General features: G+C 70.1%; 23 protein-coding genes. 12 read left to right on the top strand and 11 right to left on the bottom strand.

The window, feature by feature from the left end:
* Nucleotides 1-1,851: a translation elongation factor 4 gene (gene lepA / locus QQX04_RS05715; RefSeq protein WP_301127110.1), complete on the bottom strand. Its 1,851-nt coding sequence runs from the start codon at nucleotides 1,849-1,851 to the stop codon at nucleotides 1-3.
* A gap of 143 nt (nucleotides 1,852-1,994) precedes the next feature.
* Between lepA and QQX04_RS05710 the strand changes: the two genes are divergently transcribed.
* The 3 genes from QQX04_RS05710 to rpsT all read left to right on the top strand — a co-directional run bounded on the left by QQX04_RS05710 (nucleotide 1,995) and on the right by rpsT (nucleotide 4,883).
* Nucleotides 1,995-3,968 carry a putative bifunctional diguanylate cyclase/phosphodiesterase gene (locus QQX04_RS05710; RefSeq protein ID WP_301127109.1) on the top strand — a complete coding sequence of 658 codons (1,974 nt, stop codon included), beginning with the start codon at nucleotides 1,995-1,997 and terminating at the stop codon, nucleotides 3,966-3,968.
* A 57-nt stretch (nucleotides 3,969-4,025) separates the two neighbouring features.
* Nucleotides 4,026-4,550, top strand: a complete 525-nt coding sequence (locus QQX04_RS05705) for a type II toxin-antitoxin system PemK/MazF family toxin (protein WP_301127108.1) — start codon at nucleotides 4,026-4,028, stop codon at nucleotides 4,548-4,550.
* Nucleotides 4,551-4,622: 72 nt separating this feature from the next.
* The gene (gene rpsT, locus QQX04_RS05700; protein WP_301127106.1) at nucleotides 4,623-4,883 is read left to right on the top strand and encodes a 30S ribosomal protein S20; all 261 of its coding nucleotides are present in this window, start codon (nucleotides 4,623-4,625) and stop codon (nucleotides 4,881-4,883) included.
* A gap of 196 nt (nucleotides 4,884-5,079) precedes the next feature.
* Here rpsT and holA read toward each other — a convergent pair whose 3' ends face one another.
* The 9 genes from holA to QQX04_RS05655 form a co-directional block, all read right to left on the bottom strand.
* Complete coding sequence (gene holA / locus QQX04_RS05695) at nucleotides 5,080-6,072, bottom strand: DNA polymerase III subunit delta (RefSeq protein WP_301127105.1); 993 nt, start codon at nucleotides 6,070-6,072, stop codon at nucleotides 5,080-5,082.
* A gap of 4 nt (nucleotides 6,073-6,076) precedes the next feature.
* A complete protein-coding gene (locus QQX04_RS05690) occupies nucleotides 6,077-8,398 on the bottom strand; it encodes a ComEC/Rec2 family competence protein (RefSeq protein ID WP_301127103.1) in 2,322 nt (773 codons plus the stop codon).
* A complete protein-coding gene (locus QQX04_RS05685) occupies nucleotides 8,395-9,081 on the bottom strand; it encodes a ComEA family DNA-binding protein (protein ID WP_301127101.1) in 687 nt (228 codons plus the stop codon). Before QQX04_RS05685 ends, QQX04_RS05690 begins: the two co-directional genes overlap by 4 nt.
* Nucleotides 9,082-9,267: 186 nt before the next feature.
* Nucleotides 9,268-10,167, bottom strand: a complete 900-nt coding sequence (locus tag QQX04_RS05680; RefSeq protein ID WP_301127100.1) for a DegV family protein — start codon at nucleotides 10,165-10,167, stop codon at nucleotides 9,268-9,270.
* Nucleotides 10,164-11,072, bottom strand: a complete 909-nt coding sequence (locus tag QQX04_RS05675; protein WP_301127098.1) for a DegV family protein — start codon at nucleotides 11,070-11,072, stop codon at nucleotides 10,164-10,166. The genes QQX04_RS05680 and QQX04_RS05675 overlap by 4 nt, the downstream gene beginning before the upstream one ends.
* Before the next feature lie 178 nt (nucleotides 11,073-11,250).
* Nucleotides 11,251-13,755: a leucine--tRNA ligase gene (gene leuS, locus QQX04_RS05670; RefSeq protein WP_301127096.1), complete on the bottom strand. Its 2,505-nt coding sequence runs from the start codon at nucleotides 13,753-13,755 to the stop codon at nucleotides 11,251-11,253.
* Between the two features lie 57 nt (nucleotides 13,756-13,812).
* A complete protein-coding gene (locus QQX04_RS05665) occupies nucleotides 13,813-14,649 on the bottom strand; it encodes a transglutaminase family protein (RefSeq protein ID WP_301127090.1) in 837 nt (278 codons plus the stop codon).
* The gene (locus QQX04_RS05660) at nucleotides 14,646-15,569 is read right to left on the bottom strand and encodes an alpha-E domain-containing protein (protein ID WP_301127676.1); all 924 of its coding nucleotides are present in this window, start codon (nucleotides 15,567-15,569) and stop codon (nucleotides 14,646-14,648) included. Before QQX04_RS05660 ends, QQX04_RS05665 begins: the two co-directional genes overlap by 4 nt.
* Nucleotides 15,569-17,170, bottom strand: a complete 1,602-nt coding sequence (locus QQX04_RS05655) for a circularly permuted type 2 ATP-grasp protein (protein WP_436968462.1) — start codon at nucleotides 17,168-17,170, stop codon at nucleotides 15,569-15,571. Before QQX04_RS05655 ends, QQX04_RS05660 begins: the two co-directional genes overlap by 1 nt.
* A 124-nt stretch (nucleotides 17,171-17,294) precedes the next feature.
* Between QQX04_RS05655 and QQX04_RS05650 the strand changes: the two genes are divergently transcribed.
* From QQX04_RS05650 to moaA, 8 genes are read left to right on the top strand one after another with little or no spacing between them, the layout of a single operon-like run.
* The gene (locus QQX04_RS05650) at nucleotides 17,295-17,810 is read left to right on the top strand and encodes a PH domain-containing protein (protein WP_301127088.1); all 516 of its coding nucleotides are present in this window, start codon (nucleotides 17,295-17,297) and stop codon (nucleotides 17,808-17,810) included.
* A 29-nt stretch (nucleotides 17,811-17,839) separates the two neighbouring features.
* On the top strand, nucleotides 17,840-18,610 hold the full coding sequence (gene modA / locus QQX04_RS05645) for a molybdate ABC transporter substrate-binding protein (RefSeq protein ID WP_301127086.1): 771 nt from the start codon (nucleotides 17,840-17,842) through the stop codon (nucleotides 18,608-18,610).
* Nucleotides 18,607-19,386, top strand: a complete 780-nt coding sequence (locus tag QQX04_RS05640) for an ABC transporter permease (RefSeq protein ID WP_301127085.1) — start codon at nucleotides 18,607-18,609, stop codon at nucleotides 19,384-19,386. The genes modA and QQX04_RS05640 overlap by 4 nt, the downstream gene beginning before the upstream one ends.
* Complete coding sequence (locus QQX04_RS05635) at nucleotides 19,383-20,408, top strand: ABC transporter ATP-binding protein (RefSeq protein ID WP_301127083.1); 1,026 nt, start codon at nucleotides 19,383-19,385, stop codon at nucleotides 20,406-20,408. The genes QQX04_RS05640 and QQX04_RS05635 overlap by 4 nt, the downstream gene beginning before the upstream one ends.
* Before the next feature lie 29 nt (nucleotides 20,409-20,437).
* On the top strand, nucleotides 20,438-21,052 hold the full coding sequence (locus QQX04_RS05630; protein WP_301127081.1) for a GyrI-like domain-containing protein: 615 nt from the start codon (nucleotides 20,438-20,440) through the stop codon (nucleotides 21,050-21,052).
* A 46-nt stretch (nucleotides 21,053-21,098) separates the two neighbouring features.
* Entirely contained in the window at nucleotides 21,099-21,599 is a 501-nt protein-coding gene (locus QQX04_RS05625) for a MogA/MoaB family molybdenum cofactor biosynthesis protein (RefSeq protein WP_301127079.1), read from the top strand.
* Complete coding sequence (locus QQX04_RS05620; RefSeq protein ID WP_301127077.1) at nucleotides 21,596-22,018, top strand: molybdenum cofactor biosynthesis protein MoaE; 423 nt, start codon at nucleotides 21,596-21,598, stop codon at nucleotides 22,016-22,018. The genes QQX04_RS05625 and QQX04_RS05620 overlap by 4 nt, the downstream gene beginning before the upstream one ends.
* Nucleotides 22,015-23,019, top strand: a complete 1,005-nt coding sequence (moaA, locus tag QQX04_RS05615) for a GTP 3',8-cyclase MoaA (RefSeq protein WP_301127071.1) — start codon at nucleotides 22,015-22,017, stop codon at nucleotides 23,017-23,019. Before QQX04_RS05620 ends, moaA begins: the two co-directional genes overlap by 4 nt.
* 30 nt (nucleotides 23,020-23,049) lie before the next feature.
* Here the strand turns inward: moaA and QQX04_RS05610 are convergent, their stop codons facing one another.
* Nucleotides 23,050-23,733 (bottom strand): Pr6Pr family membrane protein, encoded by a 684-nt coding sequence (locus tag QQX04_RS05610; protein ID WP_301127069.1) that lies wholly within the window; start codon nucleotides 23,731-23,733, stop codon nucleotides 23,050-23,052.
* A gap of 243 nt (nucleotides 23,734-23,976) precedes the next feature.
* Between QQX04_RS05610 and QQX04_RS05605 the strand changes: the two genes are divergently transcribed.
* Nucleotides 23,977-24,588, top strand: coding sequence for a hypothetical protein (locus QQX04_RS05605; protein WP_301127068.1), 612 nt, complete (start codon nucleotides 23,977-23,979; stop codon nucleotides 24,586-24,588).
* The last annotated feature ends 2 nt before the right edge of the window (nucleotides 24,589-24,590 follow it).

The following is a 24,590-nucleotide window of genomic DNA, read 5'->3' as shown; positions in this document are numbered from 1 at the left end:
CTACTTCTTCTTGCCCTTGTCCGAGCCGTCGTCCGACGTGGACAGCGCGGCGATGAACGCCTCCGGCGGCACCTCGACCGAGCCGATGTTCTTCATGCGCTTCTTACCGGCCTTCTGCTTCTCGAGCAGCTTGCGCTTACGCGAGATGTCACCGCCGTAGCACTTGGCGAGCACGTCCTTGCGGATGGCGCGGATGGTCTCGCGCGCGATCACGCGGGAGCCGATCGCCGCCTGGACGGGGATCTCGAACTGCTGGCGGTCGATGAGGTTCTTGAGCTTGCCGACCATCATCACGCCGTACGAGTACGCCTTGTCCTTGTGGACCACGGCGGAGAACGCGTCGACCTGCTCGCCCTGGAGGAGGATGTCGACCTTCACGAGGTCCGCCGCCTGGTCGCCTGCGGGCTCGTAGTCGAGCGAGCCGTAGCCACGGGTGCGGGACTTGAGCTGGTCGAAGAAGTCGAACACGACCTCGGCGAGCGGCAGCGTGTAGTGCATCTCGACGCGCGTGTCGGACAGGTAGTTCATGGTGCCCATGGTGCCGCGGCGCTCCTGGCACAGCTCCATGACGGTGCCGATGAACTCGCTGGGCACGAGGATGGACGCCTTGACGACGGGCTCGCGCACCTCGCGGATCTTGCCGCCGGGGAACTCGGAGGGGTTCGTCACAGTGACGACGCTGCCGTCCTCCATCTCGACCTCGTAGACGACGTTCGGCGCCGTCGAGATGAGGTCCAGCCCGAACTCGCGCTCGAGGCGGTCGCGCACGATCTCGAGGTGGAGCAGGCCGAGGTAGCCGCATCGGAAGCCGAAGCCGAGCGCGACGGAGCTCTCGGGCTCGTAGACGAGCGAGGCGTCGTTGAGCTGGAGCTTGTCGAGCGCGTCGCGCAGCACCGGGAAGTCCGAGCCGTCCACGGGGAACAGGCCCGAGTAGACCATCGGCTTGGGGTCGCGATAGCCGCCCAGGGACTTCTCCGCACGACGCGAGGCCAGGGTGACGGTGTCACCCACCTTCGACTGGCGGACGTCCTTCACGCCGGTGATCAGATAGCCGACCTCGCCCACGCCGAGCCCCTTGGTGGGCTTCGGCTCGGGGCTGATGACGCCGATCTCGAGCAGGTCGTGGCTCGCGAGCGTGGACATCATGGTGATGCGCTCGCGCGGCTTGAGGGAGCCGTCGACCACGCGCACATAGGTGACGACGCCGCGGTACGTGTCGTACACGGAGTCGAAGATCATGGCTCGCGTGGGGGCCGACGCGTCACCGACCGGGGCGGGGATCTCGCGGACGACGCGGTCCAGCAGCGCGTCCACGCCCTCGCCCGTCTTCCCGCTCACCCGCAGCACATCGTCGGGCTCGCAGCCGATCAGCTGCGCGAGCTCGGCCGCATACCGCTCGGGCTCCGCGGACGGGAGGTCGATCTTGTTGAGCACCGGGATGATCGTGAGGTCGTTCTCCATCGCCAGGTACAGGTTGGCGAGGGTCTGCGCCTCGATGCCCTGCGCAGCGTCGACCAGCAGGATCGCGCCCTCGCATGCGGCGAGCGAGCGCGACACCTCGTAGGTGAAGTCCACGTGCCCTGGGGTGTCGATCATGTTGAGCGCGAACGGCTCGCCCGCGACCTCCCACGGCATGCGCACGGCCTGCGACTTGATGGTGATGCCGCGCTCCCGCTCGATGTCCATGCGGTCCAGGTACTGCGCCTTCATCTGACGCGGCTCCACGACGCCCGTGAGCTGGAGCATGCGGTCGGCGAGGGTCGACTTGCCGTGGTCGATGTGCGCGATGATGCAGAAGTTGCGGATCAGCTCAGGCGCAGTGGCGGCAGGCTCGATGCGGGTGTCGGTCACAGTGTGAAGGCGTCCTCGTCGGAGATATCCAGGGGCAGGTTCTCAATGTTCCCACGTTTTTCGGTGCTCATGCACTGGGCGATCCTGCCGATATCCAGTGTGGCAAACCTCACACCCCCGAGGTTCGCAAGCTGGAGGGAAACGTGTCTCGCACCGAGAATCTGTTCCGGCAGGCCTTCCAGGAATCGCCGATCGGCATGGCGATCCTGGACGACGCCGGTCGCTACGAAGAGGTGAACGCCGCCTTCGCGTCCACGCTCGGGCTGAGCCTGAAGGACGTGCTGGGCCGCTCGTTCACCGACTTCACCCACCCCGATGACCTGGCGCAGTCGCATGAGGCGCTCGCCCGCATCCGCTCGGGCGCCGCTCCTTCTGCGAAGCTGCTCAAGCGCTACCGCAGCGCTTCCGGCGACACCATCTGGGCGCGCATCACGGTGTCCGACGCCCCGGGATCGCACGCGGACCCGCGCCACCGGCTCGTCGTCCAGGTGGAGGACGTGACCGAGGAGCGCCGCGCGAAGGACCTGCTGACCCAGCGCACTCACTACGACCACCTCACGGGGCTCGCGAACCGCACCCTCCTGCTTGATCGCCTCGCACTGTCGATCGACTCGCATCGCGACCGCATCTCGACCGTCGCGTGCCTGTTCCTGGACGTGGACCATTTCAAGGTGGTCAACGACTCGCTCGGCCACGAGGCCGGCGACATCATGCTCGTGGAGATCGCACGACGCATCCAGGACTCGGTGCGTCCGGGAGACACGGTCGCTCGGCTCGGCGGCGACGAGTTCGTCGTCGTGCTCGAGAACATCCGCAGCCGCGCCGTCGCGGAGGGCGTCATCACCGCGATCACCGAGGCGGTGCAGTCGCCGATCCTGCTGGAGACGCACGAGCTGGTGCCGACCGTCTCGATCGGCCTTGCGATGGCCGACGAGGACTCGTCCGCGGAGGGCCTGGTGCGCGCCGCCGACACCGCGATGTCCGCCGCCAAGGAGGAGGGCCGCGCGCGCGTCGCCGCGTACCACCCCCGCATGCGACGCGACGCGATGTCGAAGCTCTCCGTCGAGGCGGAGCTGCGCACCGCGATCCGCGACGACCAGCTGGACGTCTACTACCAGCCGATCGTGGACCTCCCTACGCGCCGCATCATCGCGTTCGAGGCGCTCGTCCGCTGGCACCACCCGTCTCGCGGGCTGCTGCAGCCCGACGAGTTCATCGGCGTGGCCGAGGACTCGAACCTGATCGTGCCGCTCGGCGCGCACGTGATCCACCAGGCGTGCGCGTTCATCGCAGAGCACCCCGAGTTCAATGGCCGCGTGCTCGTGAACGTCTCCACGAAGCAGATCGGCGCGGCCGACCTCACGCGAGTGGTGCGCTCCGCCCTTTCGGAGTCCGGCATCGATCCGTCGCGGCTCGGCCTCGAGATCACGGAGACGGGCATGCTCATGGCGTCCCACGCCGCGAAGTCGGACCTGGAGGCGCTGACCGCACTCGGCATCGACCTGGTGGTCGACGACTTCGGGACCGGCTACTCCGCGCTGTCCTCGATCCTCTTGAACCCCGTGTCCGGCCTCAAGCTGGCACGCGAGTTCACTCTGCGGCTCGGCGACCGCTCGACCGGCGACCGCATCTCCCTCGCGATGGCGACGTTGACGCTCTCGCTCGACATGTACGGCGTGATCGAGGGCATCGAGACGGAGGCGCAGTACTCCGTCGCGCGTCGCCACGGCTGGACGTACGGCCAGGGCTACCTCTTCGGGCACCCGACGCCCGCTCACGAGATCATCTTCTCGCCCGACGGATCCGCGCAGGTGCCGAGCGGCGAGCGGAGCGCCGCCCTTGCCGCCGGCCACCCGCCGACGATGCGCCCCGAGACCCCCACCCCGCGCCCGCTGACCGACCCGACGCCCACCCCTCCCCGGGAGCGCGCCGTCGAGCCGCGGAACGACGCGGGACTCGGCCCTGTCCCCCGCACGGATGCGGGCGCGGCCTCCGGGCCGGGCTCGGCACGGCACGGCGCCGGGGGCGCCTTCATGTCGATCGAGCACGATCGCGACCCCTTCGCCTGGATGCACCGCAACGGGATCGACCCGAGCGGGTTCGACCTCCACCGCTGACGAGGCCCTGCGCGAGTCCCATCGGATCGCGATGCCACGTGTGGCAGGCTCACGTCCATGTCGCGACCCCGCAGAAGCCTGCTCTCCCGCCTCTGGCATGAGATCGCCGTGGCGCTGGGGCTGCAGCGCCGCACGTCGTCTCGCACGGCCCCTCGCCCCACCACACGCCCGGCACGCTACCCGGGCGACTACCGAGGCAAGGTCGACATCCACTACGCGCCCCGCCCCGACGGTGCGCCCGACCCTGGCGAGGTCGTGTGGACGTGGGTGCCGTTCGAGGAGGATCACTCCCGAGGCAAGGACCGGCCGGTGCTGCTCATCGGACGCGACGGCCGGTGGCTGCTCGGACTTCAGCTGAGCTCGCAGGAGCACGTCGAGGACCCGCGTCATGTGGCGCAGAGGGGCCGACGCTGGCTCGACATCGGCTCAGGCCCCTGGGACCGCCGTGGTCGTCCGAGCCAGGTACGGCTGGATAGAATCGTGAGGGTCGATCCCGGCGCGGTGCGCCGTGAGGGCGCCACGCTCAACAGGCGTCAGTTCGACGAGGTCTCACGTTCGCTATCCGAGCGGCATCGGTGGTAGAGTGGGAGGCCGTGCGCGCGCGAGTCGTACGCGCCGCCCCTGAACTTCTAGTCCAACTACCCGAGGATACCCGTGGCTAACATCAAGTCGAAGATCAAGCGCATTGGCACCAACGAGAAGGCCCGCCTGCGCAACGTCGCCGTGAAGTCGGAGCTCAAGACCAACGTGCGCAAGGTCCGCGAGGCCATCGCCGCCGGTGACAAGGAGAAGGCCGAGGCCGCTCTGTCGACCGCGTCGGTGAAGCTCGACAAGGCCGTCTCCAAGGGCGTCATCCACAAGAACCAGGCCGCGAACCGCAAGTCGGCTCTCGCGAAGCAGGTCGCGGCGCTCTAAGCGTTCCAGCAGACTTCAGCGCCCCGTGCCTTCTGGCACGGGGCGCTTTGCTGTGCACGGGGAGTTGACTGTCCGCCGGGTCTGGCTGCGCGCTGGGGCTTCGCTGTGCGAGGTGGAACAGTGCTGCGTGGTGTCGCGACTCGGTCCGACGGATGCAGCGAGCGCTGATGACGCGCCTGCTTGGCCTCTCGTCGCGTCAGCCGCGGGCGAGCTCGGAGACGATGCGGACCGCTCGCTCGAGCGCGAAGTGCGGGGCGCGTGACGCGCCCTTGATCTCGGCGTCGGCGGCCGCGACGGCCTCGATCGCGGAGGCAAGGCGGTCTGCGTCCCACATGCGCAGGTCCTTCTTGGCGCGGTCCACCTGCCACGGAGCCATGGACAGGTCCTTCACGGGGTCAAGCCGACGGCCGCGTGCCGCGCCGACCTTGGCGAGGGTCCGCAGCTTCATCGCCATGGCTGCCACGAGCGGGACCGGGTCGGTGCCGGTGGAGACGGCATGACGCACGAGCGCAAGCGCGTCGCCCGTCTTCCCGGCGATCGCCGCGTCGGCAACAGCGAACCCGGTCGCGTTCACGCGGCTGCCGTAGTAGCGGGTGACGTGCTCCTCGGTGAGCGAGCCGTCCACGTCGTTCATGAGCTGCCTGCATGCGGCGGCGACCTCGGCGACGTCGGTGCCGACAGCGTCGACGAGCGCGCGCACTGCGCGCGCGGCGATCGGCCGCGAGGCGCGCGCGAACTCGCCCATCGCGAACTCGACGACCTCGGAGTCCTTCTTGATGGCCGGGCATGAGTAGATGGGCACGTCGGCCTTCTTGAGGGTGTCGAGCAGCTTCTTCCCTCGCACCCCTCCCCCGTGCCGGATGACGACGGTCACGTCCGGGTCGGGCGACTGCGCGTAGGCGAGAGCGTCCGCGAGGAACTCGTCGTTCATCCGCTCCGCACCTTCGACGACCACCAGACCCGGGTCGTCGAAGAGCGATGGGCTGGCCGCCGCGATGAGCGCCCCCTTGGTGTACGTACCGGCATCGAGAGTGGTGGTCGCAACGGTGGCTCCTGCGCGGCGCAGGGCCGCTCCGATGCGCTCGACGGCACGTCCCGCGAGCAGTTGCTCGGGCCCGGAGATCAGCACGATCGGAGCGGGCGCCGCGGCGTGCCAGGGACGGTCCGAGGAGGAGCGGGCGGGAGGCATGTGCCTAGCCTGCCATGGGCGTGGGACAGCGCGAGGCCACGCCGAGCCCTCCGTCTCGGTAGAGCGCGATCGTGCCGCATTCGTCGGTCCTGACGATGGCGGTGCCGGGGTCAGAGTAGAGCGCGAGGGCGCGTGCGGTCGGGTGACCGTACGTGTTGCCCGCTCCGACGGAGACGAGAGCGACGGCCGCGTCGATGTGCGCGGCGAGGTCGGCGCTCTGACTTGAGGAGCCGTGGTGCGCGACCTTGACCGCGTCGACGCGGAGCTCTCCCATGGCCGAGGCGAGCGCCTCCTGCGCCCGCTCTTCGAGATCTCCGAGCAGCAGCGCCGACACACCGCCGGACTCGACCACGAGCGCGAGGCTCTGGTCGTTCACCGCGGACTCGTCGCCGGCCGTCGCGGCTCCATGTCCTCGCGTTCCTGGCGTCGGGAGCACCGTGATCACTGCGTCGCCGACGCTCGCCCGATCCCCCGTTGCAGGTACCTCTGCACTGATGCCGAGTCGGACGAGCGCCACGCTGGCCCGGCTCCCCGCCTCGCCTTCGCTCGCTGCGGACCACCACGCCTCGTCGATGGTCGCCACCTGAGCGAGCTCAGCGATCGCGCCGTCGTGGTCGGCGTGCGGGTGGCTGAGGATCAGCAGGGGGATGTGCGTGACCCTGAGTGCGGCGAGACACTCGGCGGCGCCCCCGCCAGGGCCCGTGTCGATCACGACCGCGGAGTGCAGGCTCGCGCGCACCACTGTCATGTCGCCCTGCCCGACGTCGCAGCTCGCGATCCGCCACCCCTCGGGGATCGGCGTGGACGAGGCGGGCGATCCGGCCCTGATGCCCACGACAAGCGCGACGAGCGCGAGCCCGACACTCGCCAGCCTCAGAGCCGAGGGCAGGGCGCTCACCGCTCCCGCCGTTCCTGCCAGCACCGCGAGCGCGAGGAGGACGCCCCACACCCCCTCGGGCAAGGCCAGCGTCGCGCCCGGGAGCCCGGCGAGAGCGTGAGCGATCCTCGCGATCGGGGCTGCGGCCAGGCCGAGGACGGCGACGAGAGCAGACGCCCCTGGGAGTCCCAGCGCAGTGCTGAGCACCGTCACGGCGCCGAGTCCGACGACGGGCGCAGCGAAGGGCACCGCTGCGATGTTGGCCGGCACGGTCCACAAGGACACCGAGGGCGCGAGGATGACGAGGATGGGAGCGCATGCCACCTGCGCAGCCAAGGGGATGCTGATCCCGGTGGCTGCCATGCCTCCGAGCATGGGCGTGAGCCGACGTCGAATGGCCGGCGCGAGCAGCACGATGCCGACTACCGCGCTCGCGGAGAGCATCATGCCTGGTTCGAGAGCCAGATGCGGGTCGATGGCCACGAGGACGATGATCGCCGTGAAGAGGGCAGGCATCGCCTGAGCCGGGCGCCCCCACAGCGCACCGAGCCCGCCCACGAGCGCCATGGCGAGCGCCCTCAAGACGGACGGCTGCGGGAGCACGAGCGCGGCGAACGCGATCATCCCTGTGGCGAGGCCGAGCACCCTGGCCCCTCGCCTCAACCGGAGCGATCGAAGTGCGAGCGCGAGCAGGCCCGCAACGATCGATAGATGCGTCCCGGACACCGCGGTGAGATGAGTGAGGCCGACCGTCTTCATATCGTCTGCCTGCTCCTCGGGCATCTCGGAGCGGTCGCCGATCACCATGCCCCGCACGAGCCCACGCGTCTGGTCGCTGAGCCCTTCGGTGGCATCGCGAAAGGCAGCACGGGTATGGGCGACGACGGCGAGCGCGCCGGAAGGCGGAGATCGCTCGAGCAGCGTCGGGTCGAAGCCGAGCACGACGGCGCGACCGCTGCCAGCGGGCGTCCACGTCGCCTCGAGCGTCACTCGCTCGCCGAGTGACAGCGCACCGCCCCACGAGGCGGGAGCGATCACGATCGCCTCACCGCCGACGCTGCGGGTCGGCTGACCCGGGGCAGCGGCTTCGTGGACGGAGAGCGTGAGCATGACCTGCGGCTCGCCGGTGAACACGTCGGGTTCCCGCTCGCGTGGGTCCGCCGCGAGGGTGGCTGTGACGGTGCCGCCTCCTGCCAGCGCGAGCTCCTCCAGTCCCTCCTCCGACTCAAGGCTCGCGTGGCCGATCAGCAGTACCGAGGCGCTCGCCGCGAGCGGCAGCAGGAGCATTGCTGCCGCACCGCTTCGGCTCCCCCATGCCGCGACGACGGCGAGCATGAGCACGCCGCATGCGAGCAGCGCGAATCGCTCCAGCCCCAGGACGAGCGCCGCGGCGCACAGCCACGCGCAGAGTGCGGCGGGCAGCAGCCGGAGGTCGTGGCGAGGTGTCACGGCACCGCGAGGCCATCGAGTCCACCCACCAGGGACTCGCCGATGCCGGAGACTCGCGCGAGGTCCTCGAGCGTCGCGTACGGACCGTTCTCCTCGCGGTCCGCGATGATCCGTTGTGCGAGCGCTGGCCCGATGCCCGGCAGCTGCTCGAGCGCGGAGGAGTCGGCCGTCGAGAGACTGATCAGCCCGGCCCCACCGTCAACGGCCTGCTCCCCGACCACGGGCACTCGGATCTGCTCACCATCCTGTGGCACCCGCGCGAGGTTCACCGCGGAGAGATCCGCGTCCTCCAGCGCGCCGCCCGCGGCCGTGATCGCATCTCCCACCCGCTGCCCGGAAGCCAGCTCGATGAGTCCCGGATGTGCGACCGCTCCCGCGACATGCACCACGACGGGCACGGGAGCCGCCGCGACGACCGAGGGCTTTGGCGTCGGCGTCGTCGGCTCCTCGGTCGCTTCGGAATCGCCGGTCAGCATCGCCCACCCGATCAGCCCGACGACGCCGAGGATGAAGGCGGCGGAGACGGCCGTGCGACGATCGACCCGCCAGCGCATCCGGCGCGCTTCGGTGGGGATCTCGTCGGCGCTCGCGCGCCTGTACGCGGACTCGGCCGCATGCGCGAGCGAGTCCTTCCAACGCGCGCGGACGTCCTCATTCTCGGTTCCGGTCGGAGGCGTGCTCATGGGCCGAGGCTAGGAAGGTCTCCGAGCACGCAACGGCCAGCCGGGCGAACCATGGGAGACCCACCGGCCGCCCGAGTCCTGGGGACGACGGCGCCTGGACGACGCCTCCTGCGACGTATGGCGACCGTGAAGCGGGGCAGGCACCAAGGGCGAGGCGCGGCTCGAGAGCCGGGCGAACTCGACGAGCTACGACGTGCGCAGAGCGTCAGCGAGCGTACGAGGCACGCGCGCCGTGGCGATCGCGACGGCGCCGCTGCCTGCGTGGGCGGCCAGGGCCGCGGAGATGGGTCCGTCGACCACGACCACGTCCGGATCCGAGCCCGTGAGGAGAGTGCGCACGTGCTCCACGGACTCTCGCTGAAGGCCCAGCACGGCGGCGACCGGCAGCGCGTCCCGCTCCCACTCATGGCGCGGCGCGGCGCCGCTCGCGCGGACCGCCTGCGCGACGAGCGCCGCGCGGGCGCGACGCGTGGTGCGTTCCCTGGAGCCGACGACGATCTCGCCGTCGTGCACCTCCAGGAGCGGGCGCACTGCGAGCGCGGTGCCGACCGCGGCAGCAGCGGCGGAGAGCCGTCCGCCGCGTCGCAGCGGCTCGAGCGAGTCGACGGTGAACACGCAGGTCGAGGAGGTGGCCACCTGACGCGCGCTCCGCGCGCACTCAGCAAGAGTGCCACCGTGCGCCGCCCGGTCGGCAGCGGCGAGAGCGGCGAAGCCCTGTGCCATCGCGACGGTGCCGGAGTCCACGACCTCCACAGGGATCTCAGCATCTCGTGCAGCGAGCCTCGCCGACTCGAAGGTTCCGGAGAGATGGCGTGACAGCGTCACGATGACAGCGGCATCAGCTCCCCGCACCGCAGCGTCGGCGAGTGCCTCAGCGAACGCCTCGACGCCTGGCTGCGAGGTGGTCACGCGCACGCGCGAGTCGAGGGCGGCGGCGACGTCGTCGGGCGAGATGCCCTCACCTTCGGAGGAGGCGAGGTCGCCGACGACGATCGTGAGAGGGACGACGGTCAGCTCACGAAGGCCGCGCACGGAAGCGGGAAGGGAGGCGGCTGAGTCGGTCACCACCGCCACCCGTTGCGTCATGACGCCAAGGCTAGCGACCGCTCCATCTCTTGGACACCTTCAGCGAGAGTCTCATGCACGGCGAAGAACTCGCGGGGCATCTCGGCGGTGACCGCGTGGAACAGCGTGGGGCCGAGGCTGAGCACGTGCGAGGCAGGAGGCCGCGCGCGGAGCACGGGCAGATCGGGCGCGGCGGGAAGCCTGACCCGCTCAAGGCTGCCCTTCGCGGCGGCGAGCGCGACCGCGGGCGCCTCCAGTCGACGCGCAGCCTTGTCCACGTGAGAGAGCACTGCGGCGCGGGCCGCCTTGGTGCCGTCGGCGCGGCCCGCGTCGACGGCGGAGTCGTGGGACACCTCGATGATCGGCCGCGCCCCCTTGAGCCCGTCGAACGAGTCGACCAGCTCGGGAAGGCATCTCGAGCGTCGGAGGGGCTTGAGGCTGTCGACCGTGCACCACAGCCGGGCGGAGAGCGCGACGCCACGAGCTGCGTCGGCGACCTCTGAGGCGTCTCCCCCTTCAAGCGAGACGGCACCCGCCGCGACCGCCGCAAGTCCGAGCGCAAGCCAGGCCTCGCCCGCGTCGACCACGGTGACGGGGATGGGCGAGCCGTCGGCGGCTGCCTCGGCGGCGGTGACGACGTCGCAGACCTGCGATCGCGAGACGACGGCGACGATCTCGGTCGCACCGGCCTCGTCGGCGTCCTTGAAGGCCGTGAGGAAGGCGAGAGGATGAGGCGCCTCGACGCGCACCGGGTCCTTCGAGGCGACAGCGCCGCGCACCTCGGCGGGCGTGAGCGCGGTGTCGCCGTAGGTCTCCTCACCGATCACGATGCGGAGCGGGACGACGCACACGCCGAAGTGCGCGGCCACGAGCAGGTCCAGTCCCACTGACGAGTCGGCGACGACGGCGACGGTCCGCTCTGCCATGGACTCCCCCGGTGTGCGAGGCGGCGCGGAACCCGCGACGTGCGGGCACCTGTCAGCCGCGTCGACGGTCGCCGCGGGCGGCCACAGCGATACCTCGACCGGACGACGGTACCCAGGGCGCGCGTGAGCCCGCCACCGAGCCTGTGGAGAAACCCAGGCTCGGTGGCGGGCTCAGCGACTACGCGGTGACGATGTTGACGAGCTTGGGCGCGCGCACGATGACCGTGCGGATGCCCGCGTCGCCGATCGCGCGCTTGGCACCGTCGGACGCGAGCGCGAGCTCCTTGAGCTCGTCCTCGCCGATGCTCGGCGGCACCTCGAGGCGGTCGCGCACCTTGCCCTTCACCTGGACGATGCAGGTGACGGTCTCCTCGACGAGCAGCGACTCGTCGACGGCCGGGTAGGTGGCGAGCGCCACGTCCTGGTGCCCGAGCATGGCCCACATGTCCTCGGCCGCGTAGGGGGCGAAGAGGCTCAGCAGGATGGACACCGTCTCGGCTGCCTCGCGCACGGCGGGGTCGGCCGGGCCTGCGCCCGAGTCGATGGCCTTGCGGGTGACGTTGACGAGCTCCATGACCTTGGCGACGACCACGTTGAAGCGGAAGCCCTCGACGAGCTCCTGCGACTCCTTGAGCGTGCGGTGCGTGTGGGCACGCAGCTCCTGGTCGCCGGTCGCGGGGTCCACGCCGGGCTCGCTGGTGACGTCGCGGGCGAGGCGCCAGGCGCGTGCCAGGAACTTCGCGGAGCCGGCGGGCGAGACGTCGGCCCAGTCGATGTCGTCCTCGGGCGGGCCGGCGAACGCCATGGTGAGACGGACGGCGTCCACGCCGAACTCGTCGAGCTGCTCGGACAGGCGCACCAGGTTGCCGCGCGACTTGGACATCGCGGAGCCGTCCATCTGGACCATGCCCTGGTTGAGCAGCGCGGAGAACGGCTCGTCGAAGTCCAGCATGCCCATGTCGCGCAGCGCCTTGGTGAAGAAGCGCGAGTACAGCAGGTGGAGGATCGCGTGGGTGACTCCGCCGACGTACTGGTCGATCGGCGCCCACTTGGCCACGTCGGCCTTCTCGAACGGTGCCTCGGTGTTGCCGACGGACAGGTAGCGCAGGTAGTACCAGGACGAGTCGACGAAGGTGTCCATGGTGTCGGTGTCCCGCTTGGCGGGCGCGTCGCACCGGGGGCAGGTGGTGTTGACCCAGTCGGTGGCGGCCGCCAGCGGCGACTGTCCCTTGGGCTTGAGGTCGAGGCCCTCGGCCGGGGGCAGGGTGATGGGCAGCTGGTCGTCGGGGACCGGGACCTCGCCGCAGGCATCGCAGTGGACGATCGGGATGGGCGTGCCCCAGTAGCGCTGGCGCGAGATCAGCCAGTCGCGCAGGCGGTAGTTCACGGACTTGGCGCCCGCGTCGTCAGCCGCGAGCTCCTCGATGACCTTGTCGATCGCCTCGGTCTTGCCCAGACCGTTCAGCGAGCCGGAGTTCACCATGGTGCCCTCGCCCGTGGTGGCGATGCCGGACTCGTTCGGGTCGGGCAGCGAGACACCGTCCTCGTCGAGCACATCGACGACCACGCGCACCGGCAGCTCCATGGCGCGCGCGAAGTCGAGGTCGCGCTGGTCGTGCGCGGGCACGGCCATGATCGCGCCGTGGCCGTAGTCGGCCAGGACGTAGTCGGACGCCCAGATGGGCAGGCGCTCGCCGTTGACGGGGTTGATGCCGTAGCGCTTGAGGAACACGCCGGTCTTGGGCCGCTCGGTGGACAGGCGGTCGATCTCGGACGCGTTCTTGACGGACTCGACGTAGCGGTCGAACTCCTCGCGCACCTCACCGTCGGCGCCGTTGGCCAGCTCGGTGGCCAGGTCGGAGTCCGCGGCGACGACCATGAAGGTCGCGCCGTACAGGGTGTCGGGACGCGTCGTGTAGATGTCGATGGGCTCGTCGCGGCCCTCGATCTTGAACGTCACGTCGGCGCCGTAGGAGCGGCCGATCCAGTTGCGCTGCATCGCGATGACCTTGGACGGCCACGTGTCGCGCAGCTTCTCCAGGTCGTCCAGCAGCTCATCGGCGTAGTCGGTGACCTTGAAGTACCACTGCGTGAGCTTCTTCTTGGTGACGGGGGTGTCGCACCGCTCGCACAGTCCTCCGACCACCTGCTCGTTGGCGAGCACGGTCTGGTCGTGGGGGCACCAGTTGACCTGGCTGGGCTTGCGGTAGGCGAGGCCGCGCTCGAACAGGCGCGTGAACAGCCACTGGTTCCAGCGGTAGTAGTCGGGGCGGTGCGTCATCAGCACGCGGTCCCAGTCGAAGGAGCACGCGTAGCGCTTCATCGACGCCTTCTGCTGCGCGATGTTGTCCTCGGTCCAGCCGTACGGGTCGATGCCGCGCTTGATGGCGGCGTTCTCCGCGGGCAGGCCGAACGAGTCCCAGCCGATCGGGTGGAGGACGTTGAAGCCCTTCTGGACCCAGTGGCGGGCGATCACGTCTCCGAGCGCGTACGCCTCGGCGTGACCCATGTGGAGGTCGCCCGAGGGGTACGGGAACATGTCGAGCACGTACTTCGTGGGGCGGTCGTCGCCCTCGCGGCCCGAGCGGAAGGGCTGTCGCTCCTCCCACACCGGCTGCCAGCGCTCCTCGAGCGCGCGGAAGTCGTAGCGGTTCTCGTCGGAAGTCTCAGCAGGCGTGGTCACCCGAGGATTCTACCGAGGCGCGCGCCGCACGAGGCACGAGCCCGCGCCGGGCGATGGTCAGGCGGTCTGCGTGACGGTGACACGCACGTCCAGCGACGTCGTCTCCCCCGCGACGACGCCGGTGAGCGGCGGCACATCGCGGTACTCGCGGCCGCGACCCACAACGACGTGGTGGTCCGCCACCTCGCGGTCGTTCGTGGGGTCGAAGCCGTGCCAGTCGCCGGTCCACCACTCGATCCACGCGTGGGACTCGCCTGCGACGGACTCACCGATCTCAGCGTCGCGCTTGGGGTGCAGATAGCCGGACACGTAGCGGGCGGGGATGCCGACGTGGCGCAGCGCGCCGATCGCGAGGTGCGCGAAGTCTTGGCAGACGCCCGAGTTCGCCTCCCACGCATCGATCGCGGGCGTATGCACCGTGGTCGATCCCGGCACGTAGTCCATGCGCTCGTGGAGCACGTCACAGATGGCGCGGGCCGTGAGGTCGGGACTGAGCCTGGCGGCGGCGTCCTCCGCGATCTGCTTGAGCTCGTCCGTCGGCTCCGTGGTCTCGGTGTTGCCCAGGTACTCGCACAGCAGATCCTGGAAGCGCGGCCCCTGGATCTCGGACCAGCCGACGCGCTCATCGCGCTGGCGCAGGGGCGACACCTCCACGATCGAGGTGCCGACGACGGTGAGCGCCTTGTGCGGCTGCAGCACCTCGAACGCGACCACGTCCGTCTCCCAGTAGTCGCGGTAGGTGGAGCGCCACGTGGCGGGCTCGATCTCCACCTTGGAGTCGAGCACGCGCTGACGTGGGAGCCAGGCGGGGGTGAGTCGGGCCTCGTTGTACGAGCTGACGATCTCGCTCGCATAGGTGAAGCGGGTGCGGTGCTCGATGCGCAGGGTGCTCACAGCGCCTCCTGACTCCACAGCGTCGTGGACGCTGGGAGGAAGTAGCGGTCACGGATCAGGTTGGAGGCGGTGGCGCAGGCGCGCTGCACCTCCTGCATCTGACCTGTGAGGTCGGTGAGGATCTCGCGGACGTCGCGATACTCGAGGTTGGTGCGGGCGCGTCCGAGCGCGAGGCGCGCCTTGTGGGACAGCGCCCTTCCCTGCTCGCTTCCCTCGATCTGCTGGAGGATCGTCTCGGCGCGCTCCAGGTTGTAGGCGATCGAGCGCGGGAAGAGTCGGTCGACGAGCAGGAACTCGGCGGCCCTGTCCTCGGTGACGAGCGCGCGCACGGTTCGCAGATACGCCTCGTGTGCCGAGCAGGAGCGCAGCAGCGTCGTCCAGTTGGGGCCGGTCGTTCCCTCGAGGTTTCTCGTCATGAGGAGGCGGGCGATCATGTCGGCCCGCTCGAGCGAGCGGCCCAGCTCCATGAAGTACCAGGCGTCATCGCGCGTCGTCGTGGCGGACATCAGCCCCCAGACGACAGCGGCGCGCTCTCTGACCCACACGAAGTAGTCGTGCGGCCTCGGGGCGCGGGACCAGCGGCCGAGCTGCATGTGCGTGGTGTTGAGCGACTCCCACACCTCGGTCGAGATGACCTCGCGAGCGCGGCGCGCGTTCTCGCGGGCCGCGGCCAGGGTGCCTGCGATGGACGACGGCGAGTCCGGCTGGAACGCGAGCGCGTGGATCACATCCCCGCGGGTCACGGGAGCCTCCCACGGCACGCTCATCACGGTGAGCAGCGACGCGTTGGCGCTCGGCTCGTCCACCCACTGGTCCTCGAGCAGCACGTTGAGGTGCACGTCGAGCACGCGGGCGGTGTTGTCGGCGCGCTCCACGTAGCGTCCGATCCAGAACAGGGACTCGGCGATCCGGCTGAGCATCATGAGCCGCTCACCTCCCCGCCGTCGTGCTGCTGTTGCTGCTGTTGCTGCTGCTGGCCGTGCGACCAGTCCTCGGGGTGCGCGTCCTGCGGGACGGCGTCGACGCCTTCGAGCTCGACCTTCGCCTCGGGGGGCGGTGCGGCGGCGCCTCGATGCCGCACTCCGCCGAGCACCCAGGTGTCCTTGGAGCCTCCACCCTGGGACGAGTTGACGATCAGCTGGCCCTTCTGGAGCGCCACGCGGGTGAGACCGCCTGGGAGGACCCAGACGTCGTCCCCGTCGTTGATGGCGAAGGGCCGCAGGTCCACGTGACGGGGCTCGAGGCCGCCGTCGGTGAGGGTCGGCACCGTGGAGAGCTGGATGATCGGCTGCGCGATCCAGCCGCGCGGATCCTCGAGGATCTGCCGGCGAGTCGCGTCGAGCTCCTCGGGCGAGGCCTTGCTGCCGATCACGACGCCCTTGCCGCCGGAGCCATCGACGGGCTTGACGACGAGCTCGTGCAGGCGGTCCATGACCTCCTCGCGTGCGTCCTTCTCCTCGAGCCTCCAGGTGTCGACGATCGGCAGGATCGGCTCCTCGCCCAGGTAGTAGCGGGTGAGGTCGGGCATGTACGTGTAGATGAGCTTGTCGTCGGCCACGCCGTTGCCGATCGCGTTGGCGATGGTGACGTTGCCCAGACGCGCGGCGGTGACGATGCCCGGCGCACCGAGCGCGCTGTCGGGCCGGAACTGCACCGGGTCCAGGTAGTCGTCGTCCACGCGACGGTAGATGACATCCACGCGGCGGCGGCCGGCGGTGGTGCGCATGTAGACGCGTCCGTTGAGCGTCTCGAGGTCGCGCCCCTCGACCAGCTGGACGCCCATGGTGCGGGCGAGCAGCGAGTGCTCGTAGTACGCGGAGTTGAACACACCGGGCGTGAGGACCACGATCGTCGGGTCGTCGACGCCGTCGGGGGCGGCCTTCGCGAGCGCGGCGCGCAGCCGCTGCGAGTACTCGAGCACGGGCCGCACGCCCATCGCGCCGAACATGTCGGGGTACATCTGGCTCATCGCGCGGCGGTTGGACAGCACGTAGCTGACGCCTGACGGGACGCGCACGTTGTCCTCGAGCACGCGCCAGATGTTGTGCTGGTCCCGCACCAGGTCGATTCCCGACACGTGGACGCGCACGCCGTTGGCGGGGTCGACGCCGTGGACGGCCCGGTAGAAGTACTTGGAGGACGCGATCAGCGCGCGCGGGATCACGCCGTCGGTCACGCAGTGCTGCGAGCCGTACACGTCGGCCAGGAACGCCTCCAGCGTGCGGACGCGCTGGGCGATGCCGGGCGCGATGACATCCCACTCGTCGGCGCCGACCACGCGGGGCACGATGTCGAGCGGGAACGGCCGCTCCTCGCCCGCGTGGTCGAACGTGACGCCCTGCGCCAGATAGCTGGACGCGAGGGCCTCCGCTCGTGAGTAGAGATCGTCACCGGACATCCGATCGATCTCGGCGTACACGCGCTGGTAGGGCTCGCGCACCTCGCCGTGCACGTCCATCGCCTCGTCCCAGGCCTGGACCGGTGCATACCCGGTCCACGGGGTCGACCTGTCGTCGCTCATGCCCTCCAACATAGTCATGACGTGTTTCGCATGCGTGTCGATCGCGTCTCCGCGGCGGTCCTCGTGCACGCGTCTCCCCTGGTCCGCCCTACCGCGACGGGGACGACGCCGATACGCTCGAGCCATGGCATACCCACGGGATCTTCTGGCGCCTGACGAGGAGATCGTCATCGACGCGCATCCGCATTGGAAGGCGCTCGTCGGCGCCGTGCTGAGCAGCGTGCTCGCGATCGCGCTGGGCGTGCTCGCATGGTGGTGGATGGACTCGGTCGAGTGGAGCGCCGGGGTCGAGAACGGGATCGGGATCGCCGTGGCGGTCGTGCTCGTGATCCTCGTCGTGTGGCTCGCCGTGACCCCGTACATCCGCTGGGCGACCACGCACTTCGTCATCACGGATCGGCGCGTGATCTACCGCACGGGGATCCTCACGAAGAGCGGCATCGACATCCCGCTCGCGCGGATCAACACGGTCCAGTTCCGGCATGGGCTGATCGATCAGATGTTCAAGACGGGCACGCTCATCATCGAGTCCGCCTCCGACGATCCGCTGTCGTTCGATGACATCCCGAACGTCGAGAGGGTGCATGCGCGGCTGTACGAGCTGCTCAACGATGCCCTCGAGGGCGACGACGAACGCTGACCCCGTCCGAGGGCAATAGCATCGCCCTCATGCCCCGACCCCGGTTCCGCGCGTCGCTGACCGCTCTGGCGGCCGCTGTCGCCGTGAGCCTGGCGGCGTGCGCGGCGGTGCCCGACGGGGAGCCTGAGGACAGGACCGTGACGGTGCTGGCGGCGGCCTCGCTCACCGACGTCTTCACCGAGATCGCCGACGAGTTCGAGGCCTCACATCCAGGGGTCACCGTCTCGCTGTCGTTCGCCGGGTCCTCGACGCTTGCGCAGCAGGTTCTCGAGGGTGCCCCTGCGGACGTGCTCGCCACCGCGAACGAGGCGACGATGGCGCAGGTGTCGGAGGAGATCGGGATCGAGCCTCTGATCTTCGCGTCCAACACGCTGACCATCGCGGTGCCGGAGGGCAATCCTGCCGGGATCACCGGCATCACCGATCTCACGCGTCCCGACGTGCGGCTCGTGGTGTGCGCGCCTCAGGTGCCGTGCGGCGCGGCGACGCAGCTCGTCGAGGAGGCCACCCGCACGTCCTTCTCGCCCGTCTCCGAGGAGTCGAACGTCACCGACGTGCTCGGCAAGGTCGCCTCCGGGCAGGCCGACGCCGGCATCGTCTACGTCACCGACATCGCCCGCGCCGACGGCGTGCAGCAGGTGCCGCTCGAGGGCGCCGACCTTGCGGTGAACCTCTACCCCATCGCCGCACTCCCTCGGGTGGGCCAGAGCCCCTCCATGCTGGCCGACGAGTTCGTCGCCGCCGTGCTCTCGGACGCGGGCCGAGAGGTGCTCGAGTCGGCAGGGTTCACGACGCCGTGACGTACCCCCGGCGCCTCCTGCCGCTCGCCGTGCTCGGCGCGCTGCTCGTGGCAGTGCCGCTCGTGGCGCTGGCGTCGCGCGTCGACTGGGCGAACTTCGTCCCGCTGGTGACCTCGCCGTCGGCGGTGGCGGCGTTCGGGCTGTCGCTTCGCACCGCAGGCGTCGCCGCGGCGCTGTGCCTGGTGCTGGGCGTGCCGTTGGGACTGGCACTGCACCGCGCGCGCTTCCACGGCATCTCCGTGGTGCGGGCGTTCGTGCTCGCCCCGCTCGTGCTGCCACCGGTGGTCGGCGGCCTCGCTCTCGTCTACGCCTTCGGACGACGCGGCCTGCTGGGCGGCACGCTCGAGGTGCTCGGGATCGAGGTCGCCTTCACGACCGCGGCCGTCGTGATCGCGCAGACGTTCGTCGCGCTGCCGTTCATGGTGCTCGCGGTCGAGACGGCGCTCGCCTCGCGGTCGGGCCGGCATGAGGCAACCGCAGGGACGCTCGGCGCCGGGCCGTGGCTGGTGTTCCGCCGCGTGACCCTTCCCGCGCTCATCCCTGCGCTCGTCACGGGGACCGTGCTCGCGTTCGCGCGGGCGCTCGGCGAGTTCGGCGCGACCCTGACCTTCGCGGGCAGCCTTGAGGGCGTCACCCGGACGGCCCCGCTCAAGATCTACCTGGCGCGCGAGGCCGACCCCGACGCCGCGGTCGCGCTCGGGCTCGTGCTCGTCATCGTCGCCGTGGCGGTCGTGGCGCTCACGTTCCGCCGCGCTCGCCAGGGGGTGGCCGCATGAGGCTTGAGGCCGCCCTGACCGTCGCCGCGCGAGGCGTGGACGTCACCCTGTCCGTGCCCGACGGGACGACGCTTGCGCTGCTCGGCCCGAACGGCGCTGGCAAGTCCACGGTCCTGGAGGCGCTCGCAGGGATGGTCGCCGCCGAGGGCCGGATCGCTCTGGGAGACCGGCTCCTGCTGGGCGGCCCTCGACCGGTCCCGTCGCATCGTCGCCGCATCGGCATCGTCACGCAGGACTCCGCGCTGCTGCCGTCGCTCACGGTGCGCGACAACGTCGGCTTCGGGCCGCGAGCATCCGGCATGACGCGGGAAGCGTCGCGGACCGAGGCGGATCGCTGGCTCACACGAGTGGACGCGACGGACCTCGCTGCCCGGACCGTCGACTCGCTCTCGGGCGGGCAGGCGCGCAGGGTCGCGCTGGCCCGCGCCCTCGCCGCGACCCCCGACCTGTTGCTCCTTGACGAGCCGTTCGCCGCGCTGGACCTGGAGGTAGCAACGGCGATGCGGTCTCTCGTCGGATCGGTGCTTGCCGAGCGGACCGCCGTACTCGCGACTCACGAGGTGCTCGACGCGTTCGCCCTCGCCCAGGACGTGGCGGTGCTCGACTCGGGACGGGTCGTCGAGCACGGGCCCACGGAGCGGGTGCTCACCCGGCCCCGGACGGCCTTCGCCGCGCGCATGGCGGGACGTTCGCTGCTCGTCGGCACGTGGACGGGGCACGCGCTGGTGACGCCCGAGGGAGACTCCGTGCCCGCGTCGGCCGGTTCCGAGGAGAAGCCGCGCGAGGGCGAGCCCGCCGCGATCGCGCCCCGGCCCCGAGAGCTTCGATTGGTGTCCGAGCCCACGCCCGGAGCGATCCCTGACCGCGTCCGCGCCGTCGAGCCTCACGGCGACGGCGTGCGGATCCACGGAGAGCGACTCGCCACCGACGTGGACCCCGAGCAGGCCGTCGGCCTTGTGCCCGGCGCGAGGATCCACCTTGCCCCGGCAGGCGACCCGCCACGCGCCTACGCTGTCACCTGACGGGGGTCACCACAGGGCGGGGGCACGCGATGAAGACAGACTTCAAGAAGACCATCCCCACCTACAAGGCACCCCGGGGACGATTCGAGCTCGTGGACGTCCCGGACCTGCAGTTCCTCATGATCGACGGGCACGGCGACCCGAACACCGACGGCCCGTTCGGCGACGCGATCGAGGCACTGTTCCCCCTGGCCTACTGGCTCAAGTTCTTCAGCAAGAAGGAGCTCGACCGCGACTACACGGTCATGCCGCTCGAGGGCCTGTGGTGGGCCGACGACATGGAGACCTTCACGTCGGCGCGCGACAAGTCGCTGTGGGACTGGACTGCCATGATCATGACGCCCGACTGGATCACCGCGGAGCACGTCGAGACGGCGCGCGACGCCGTGGCAGCGAAGAGCGATCCGGCGGCACTGCCCCTCGTGCGGCTCGAGACCTTGTCCGAAGGGTCTGCGGTCCAGACCCTGCACGTGGGCCCATTCGATGCCGAAGCGCCGGTGCTTCACGCGCTCCACCACGACTTCGTCCCCTCGCAAGGGCTGACCATGACGGGCAAGCATCACGAGATCTACCTGAGCGACATGCGCCGCACCGCGCCCGAGAAGCTGCGCACGATCCTGCGGCAGCCCGTCGCCGCTACCTGACGTCCGGGCAACCTCCGCGCAACGTGGCGTGCCTACACTGGCGGACATGTCCCTGGAAGGCTCACGGCTCACCGTGATCACGGTGTCCGACCGCTGCTCGGCGGGCGAGGCGGAGGACCTGTCGGGTCCGATCCTCGCCGACGCGTTCGAGGCGCTCGACGCTCATGTGACACGCGTCCTGGTGCCCGACGGTGTGGTCCCCGTGCGGGAGGCGCTGCTTGAGGCAGTGGAGTCGTCCGACGCCGTCGTCACCACCGGTGGGACCGGGATCTCGCCTCGCGACGTGACCCCGGAGGCCACCGCGCCGCTTCTCGAGACCCTCCTGCCCGGCATCCCCGAGGCCGTGCGCGCGGCCGACGCCGGGGTACCCGCCGCAGCATTGTCGCGTGGTCTCGCGGGGCTCACCGCGGAGCGCGTGCTGATCGTGAACCTGCCCGGCTCCGTGGGTGCGGCACGCACGGGCGCCGACGTGCTCGGACGCCTCCTCCCCCACGCGCTCGGCCAGGTGCGCGGCGACGACCACGCGCCGCGCGGCGAGGGCGCATGAGCGTCGCCATGCTCGGCATCTCGGCCGAGCCCCTTGACCTTGCCGCGCACGTCGCTGCCGTCTCCTCGGCGTCGCACGGGGCCGTCGCGACGTTCGTGGGGGTGGTCCGCGACCACGACCCGTCCGTCGTCGGCGAGGTGACGCACCTGGAGTACAGCGCCCACCCCTACGCCGCAGCGTTCCTCACCCGGATCACCGAGTCGGTCGCCGCCGACCACCCTGACGTCGCGCTCGCGGTGACCCATCGCGTCGGCCTGCTCGCCGTGGGCGACGCGGCGATCGTCGCGACCGCCGGATCCGCGCATCGTGCCGAGGCCTTCGACGCGTGCCGCGCGCTCGTCGAGCACGTCAAGGCAGAGCTGCCCGTGTGGAAGCGCGAGATCCTCGCCGACGGCTCGCACACCTGGGTGGGCCTATGACGGCGCCCGCTCCGCTGACCGACACGTTCGGACGCGTGCACCGCGACCTCCGCATCTCGCTCACCGACCGCTGCTCGCTGCGCTGCACCTACTGCATGCCCGCGGACGGCGTGCCGTGGTTGCAGAAGGACAGCCTGCTGAGCACCGACGAGCTCGTGCGCGTGGCGCGCGTGGCCGTCGAGGCGGGCGTCTCCTCGATCAGGCTCACCGGCGGGGAGCCGTTGCTGCGCCCGGACGTCGTGGATGTCGTGGCACGCATGGCCGCGCTCGAAGGCCCTGCAGGCAGACCCGAGCTCTCGTTGACCACGAACGCGCTCAAGCTTCCCGAGCTGGCGGAGCCGCTGCGCGAAGCGGGACTCGACCGCGTGAACATCTCGCTCGACACCCTGCGGCCCGAGCGCTTCAAGGACCTCACCCGCCGCGACCGGCTCGACGACACGCTTGCGGGCATCGCCGCGGCCGAAGCCGCCGGGCTCGCTCCCGTGAAGATCAACACCGTCGCGATGCGCGGGGTGAACGACGACGAGATCGTGGACCTCGCGCGCTTCGCCGCCGACCGCGGACTGCACCTGCGGTTCATCGAGCAGATGCCGCTCGACGCCGGGCACACGTGGAAGCGCGAGCAGATGGTGACCGCGGACGAGATCCTCTCGACCCTGCGGAGCGAGTGGACGCTCACCGAGCGTCCCGGCCGCGGTGCCGCGCCGGCGCAGACGTGGCTGCTGGACGACGGCCCCGCGAGCGTTGGTGTCATCGCCTCAGTGACCAGGCCGTTCTGCGGCGACTGCGACAGACTCCGCCTCACCGCCGACGGCCAGGTGCGCGCGTGCCTGTTCGCGCGCACCGAGACCGACGTGCGCGCCGTGCTCCGCTCGGGAGGCTCCGACGCCGACGTGGACGCCGCGATCCGCCGCTGCCTGTTCGGCAAGAAGGCGGGACACGACATCGACGACCCGACGTTCCTCCAGCCGACCCGCCCGATGAGCGCCATAGGCGGCTGACCCCTCGTTTCGGGTCACTCACCGTCGCTTTCAGCGCCGTTTCGCGGCTTCGGGGTCCACCCACCGCCACCGGGTCAGATTCCGCAGCACGACCAGCGCGATGAGGATGGCGAGGAAGCTTCCGCCCAGTTGGACCGCGACCATGGCATAGCCGTTGACCGGGTCAAGGGCTTCGTAAGGCGTCCATCCGTCGGTCGCGCCACGGACGAGGAACACGACCATCCACACGATCGGATAGATCATTCCAGTCCAGAGAGCCGTCCGGCTCGGCGCTCTGCGTGGGCCCTCCACAAGCCAGTCGACGAGAAGCACGACAGACGCACCACCGTGCATCACGATGTTGATCCAGGGGGACGACGCAGCCTGCACGGGGTAGATGAGCGCCCAGTAGAAGGCGGCTGAGAGCAGGAGATACGCGGTCACTGCTAGCCGCATGTGCTCGACGAGTGCCGGACGCGACCTCCCGGTGAGCCCCGTCATGCCGAGCAGCACGACCGCTCCGAGACCCATCGTCTGGACCGAGAAGTAGCCGAAGTAGTCCCAGAAGACGAAACCTCCCTCGGAGATCACCGTCAGCGCGTCAGCCACCAGGGCGATGGCGATCACCGCCCCGGCGGTCAGCCGCCATGTCCCGACGATGGCGACCGCACGCCTATCCCCCCGGGCCACCTCCACGGTTCGCTCGGTCGCGATGCTCCGTTCGACAGCGCTCATGCTCGCCTCCCCCGACTCTGCTGACGCTCTGTCGAGGCCACCGTGCGACATCACGGTCAACCGGCGGTAAACAGGCCGTTCGGGTGAGTGAGTGCCCGATCTGAGAACTCGGCGCATCTGAGGAGTGAGTGAGTGCCCCTGGGGCGGGAGTCAGGCGGGCTTGCCGACCCAGGTGAAGAGATCGCTGCGATAGCCTGCTCGCGGACGCCCACCAATGGCCGCGCCACTCTTCACGGCCAACCGATGACGGACAAGTTCGGACCAAAGTGGCAGGGCGGTCGGAAGGAGGTGCCTGTGAGCGCGTCGTGCGACCTCGATGTCATTGAGATGCAGCACCCCAAGTGGAGCACCGCCTTCTGGCGCGTTGCGATTGTCCCCGCGATGCTGGCGGTTGTCGGCGTGACCTCGTTCGAGAAAGGACCGTGGTGGGGCGAATTCCTACTGTGGCTACCAATGCTCGTTGGCGCCTACGCCATAGCGCGCATGGACACCAGCCGGTGGGTCGTCCAGCCCGGCGAACTACGCGTCTTCGGCCTATTCATGGAGACCAAGGTTCCCGCGTCGCGCGTTGAGAACGTCGAGTACTTCCAGACCAACGACTCCGTCCGGGTCCACGCGAAGCCACCACTTCGTTGGGAGATGCCCTATTCCGGATCCATCCTGGTACCGAAAACGACCCGCGCGCGCCACCGTGAACGCGCAGCAGACCTCAAGAATCTGCTCCTCAGCGCCCCGGAAGCAGAGCACGCGACCTCTGAGACGCCGATCGTCCGTACATGGATTCGTCCGCGCGTGAGGGACATCGCTCCGCTGCTCCTCCTTCTCCCGATCGTCCTCGCCACCTCGCTGCCTTGAGC

It is taken from the genome of Demequina zhanjiangensis (assembly GCF_030418315.1).
GTDB lineage: Bacteria > Actinomycetota > Actinomycetes > Actinomycetales > Demequinaceae > Demequina > Demequina zhanjiangensis.
This window is presented reverse-complemented; position numbering and strand designations above follow the sequence as displayed.

What these genes read in the sequence shown, in the direction of transcription:
- QQX04_RS05610 (WP_301127069.1), bottom strand. Translation starts at nt 23,733, where the DNA reads ATGAGCGCTGTCGAACGGAGCATCGCGACCGAGCGAACCGTGGAGGTG.
- QQX04_RS05635 (WP_301127083.1), top strand. Translation starts at nt 19,383, where the DNA reads ATGAGGCTTGAGGCCGCCCTGACCGTCGCCGCGCGAGGCGTGGACGTC.
- QQX04_RS05650 (WP_301127088.1), top strand. Translation starts at nt 17,295, where the DNA reads ATGGCATACCCACGGGATCTTCTGGCGCCTGACGAGGAGATCGTCATC.
- QQX04_RS05685 (WP_301127101.1), bottom strand. Translation starts at nt 9,081, where the DNA reads ATGAGCACGCCTCCGACCGGAACCGAGAATGAGGACGTCCGCGCGCGT.
- modA (WP_301127086.1), top strand. Translation starts at nt 17,840, where the DNA reads ATGCCCCGACCCCGGTTCCGCGCGTCGCTGACCGCTCTGGCGGCCGCT.
- QQX04_RS05675 (WP_301127098.1), bottom strand. Translation starts at nt 11,072, where the DNA reads ATGGCAGAGCGGACCGTCGCCGTCGTCGCCGACTCGTCAGTGGGACTG.
- QQX04_RS05660 (WP_301127676.1), bottom strand. Translation starts at nt 15,569, where the DNA reads ATGCTCAGCCGGATCGCCGAGTCCCTGTTCTGGATCGGACGCTACGTG.
- QQX04_RS05655 (WP_436968462.1), bottom strand. Translation starts at nt 17,170, where the DNA reads ATGAGCGACGACAGGTCGACCCCGTGGACCGGGTATGCACCGGTCCAG.
- QQX04_RS05705 (WP_301127108.1), top strand. Translation starts at nt 4,026, where the DNA reads ATGTCGCGACCCCGCAGAAGCCTGCTCTCCCGCCTCTGGCATGAGATC.
- QQX04_RS05605 (WP_301127068.1), top strand. Translation starts at nt 23,977, where the DNA reads ATGACGGACAAGTTCGGACCAAAGTGGCAGGGCGGTCGGAAGGAGGTG.
- QQX04_RS05680 (WP_301127100.1), bottom strand. Translation starts at nt 10,167, where the DNA reads ATGACGCAACGGGTGGCGGTGGTGACCGACTCAGCCGCCTCCCTTCCC.
- holA (WP_301127105.1), bottom strand. Translation starts at nt 6,072, where the DNA reads ATGCCTCCCGCCCGCTCCTCCTCGGACCGTCCCTGGCACGCCGCGGCG.
- QQX04_RS05630 (WP_301127081.1), top strand. Translation starts at nt 20,438, where the DNA reads ATGAAGACAGACTTCAAGAAGACCATCCCCACCTACAAGGCACCCCGG.
- QQX04_RS05620 (WP_301127077.1), top strand. Translation starts at nt 21,596, where the DNA reads ATGAGCGTCGCCATGCTCGGCATCTCGGCCGAGCCCCTTGACCTTGCC.
- moaA (WP_301127071.1), top strand. Translation starts at nt 22,015, where the DNA reads ATGACGGCGCCCGCTCCGCTGACCGACACGTTCGGACGCGTGCACCGC.
- QQX04_RS05625 (WP_301127079.1), top strand. Translation starts at nt 21,099, where the DNA reads ATGTCCCTGGAAGGCTCACGGCTCACCGTGATCACGGTGTCCGACCGC.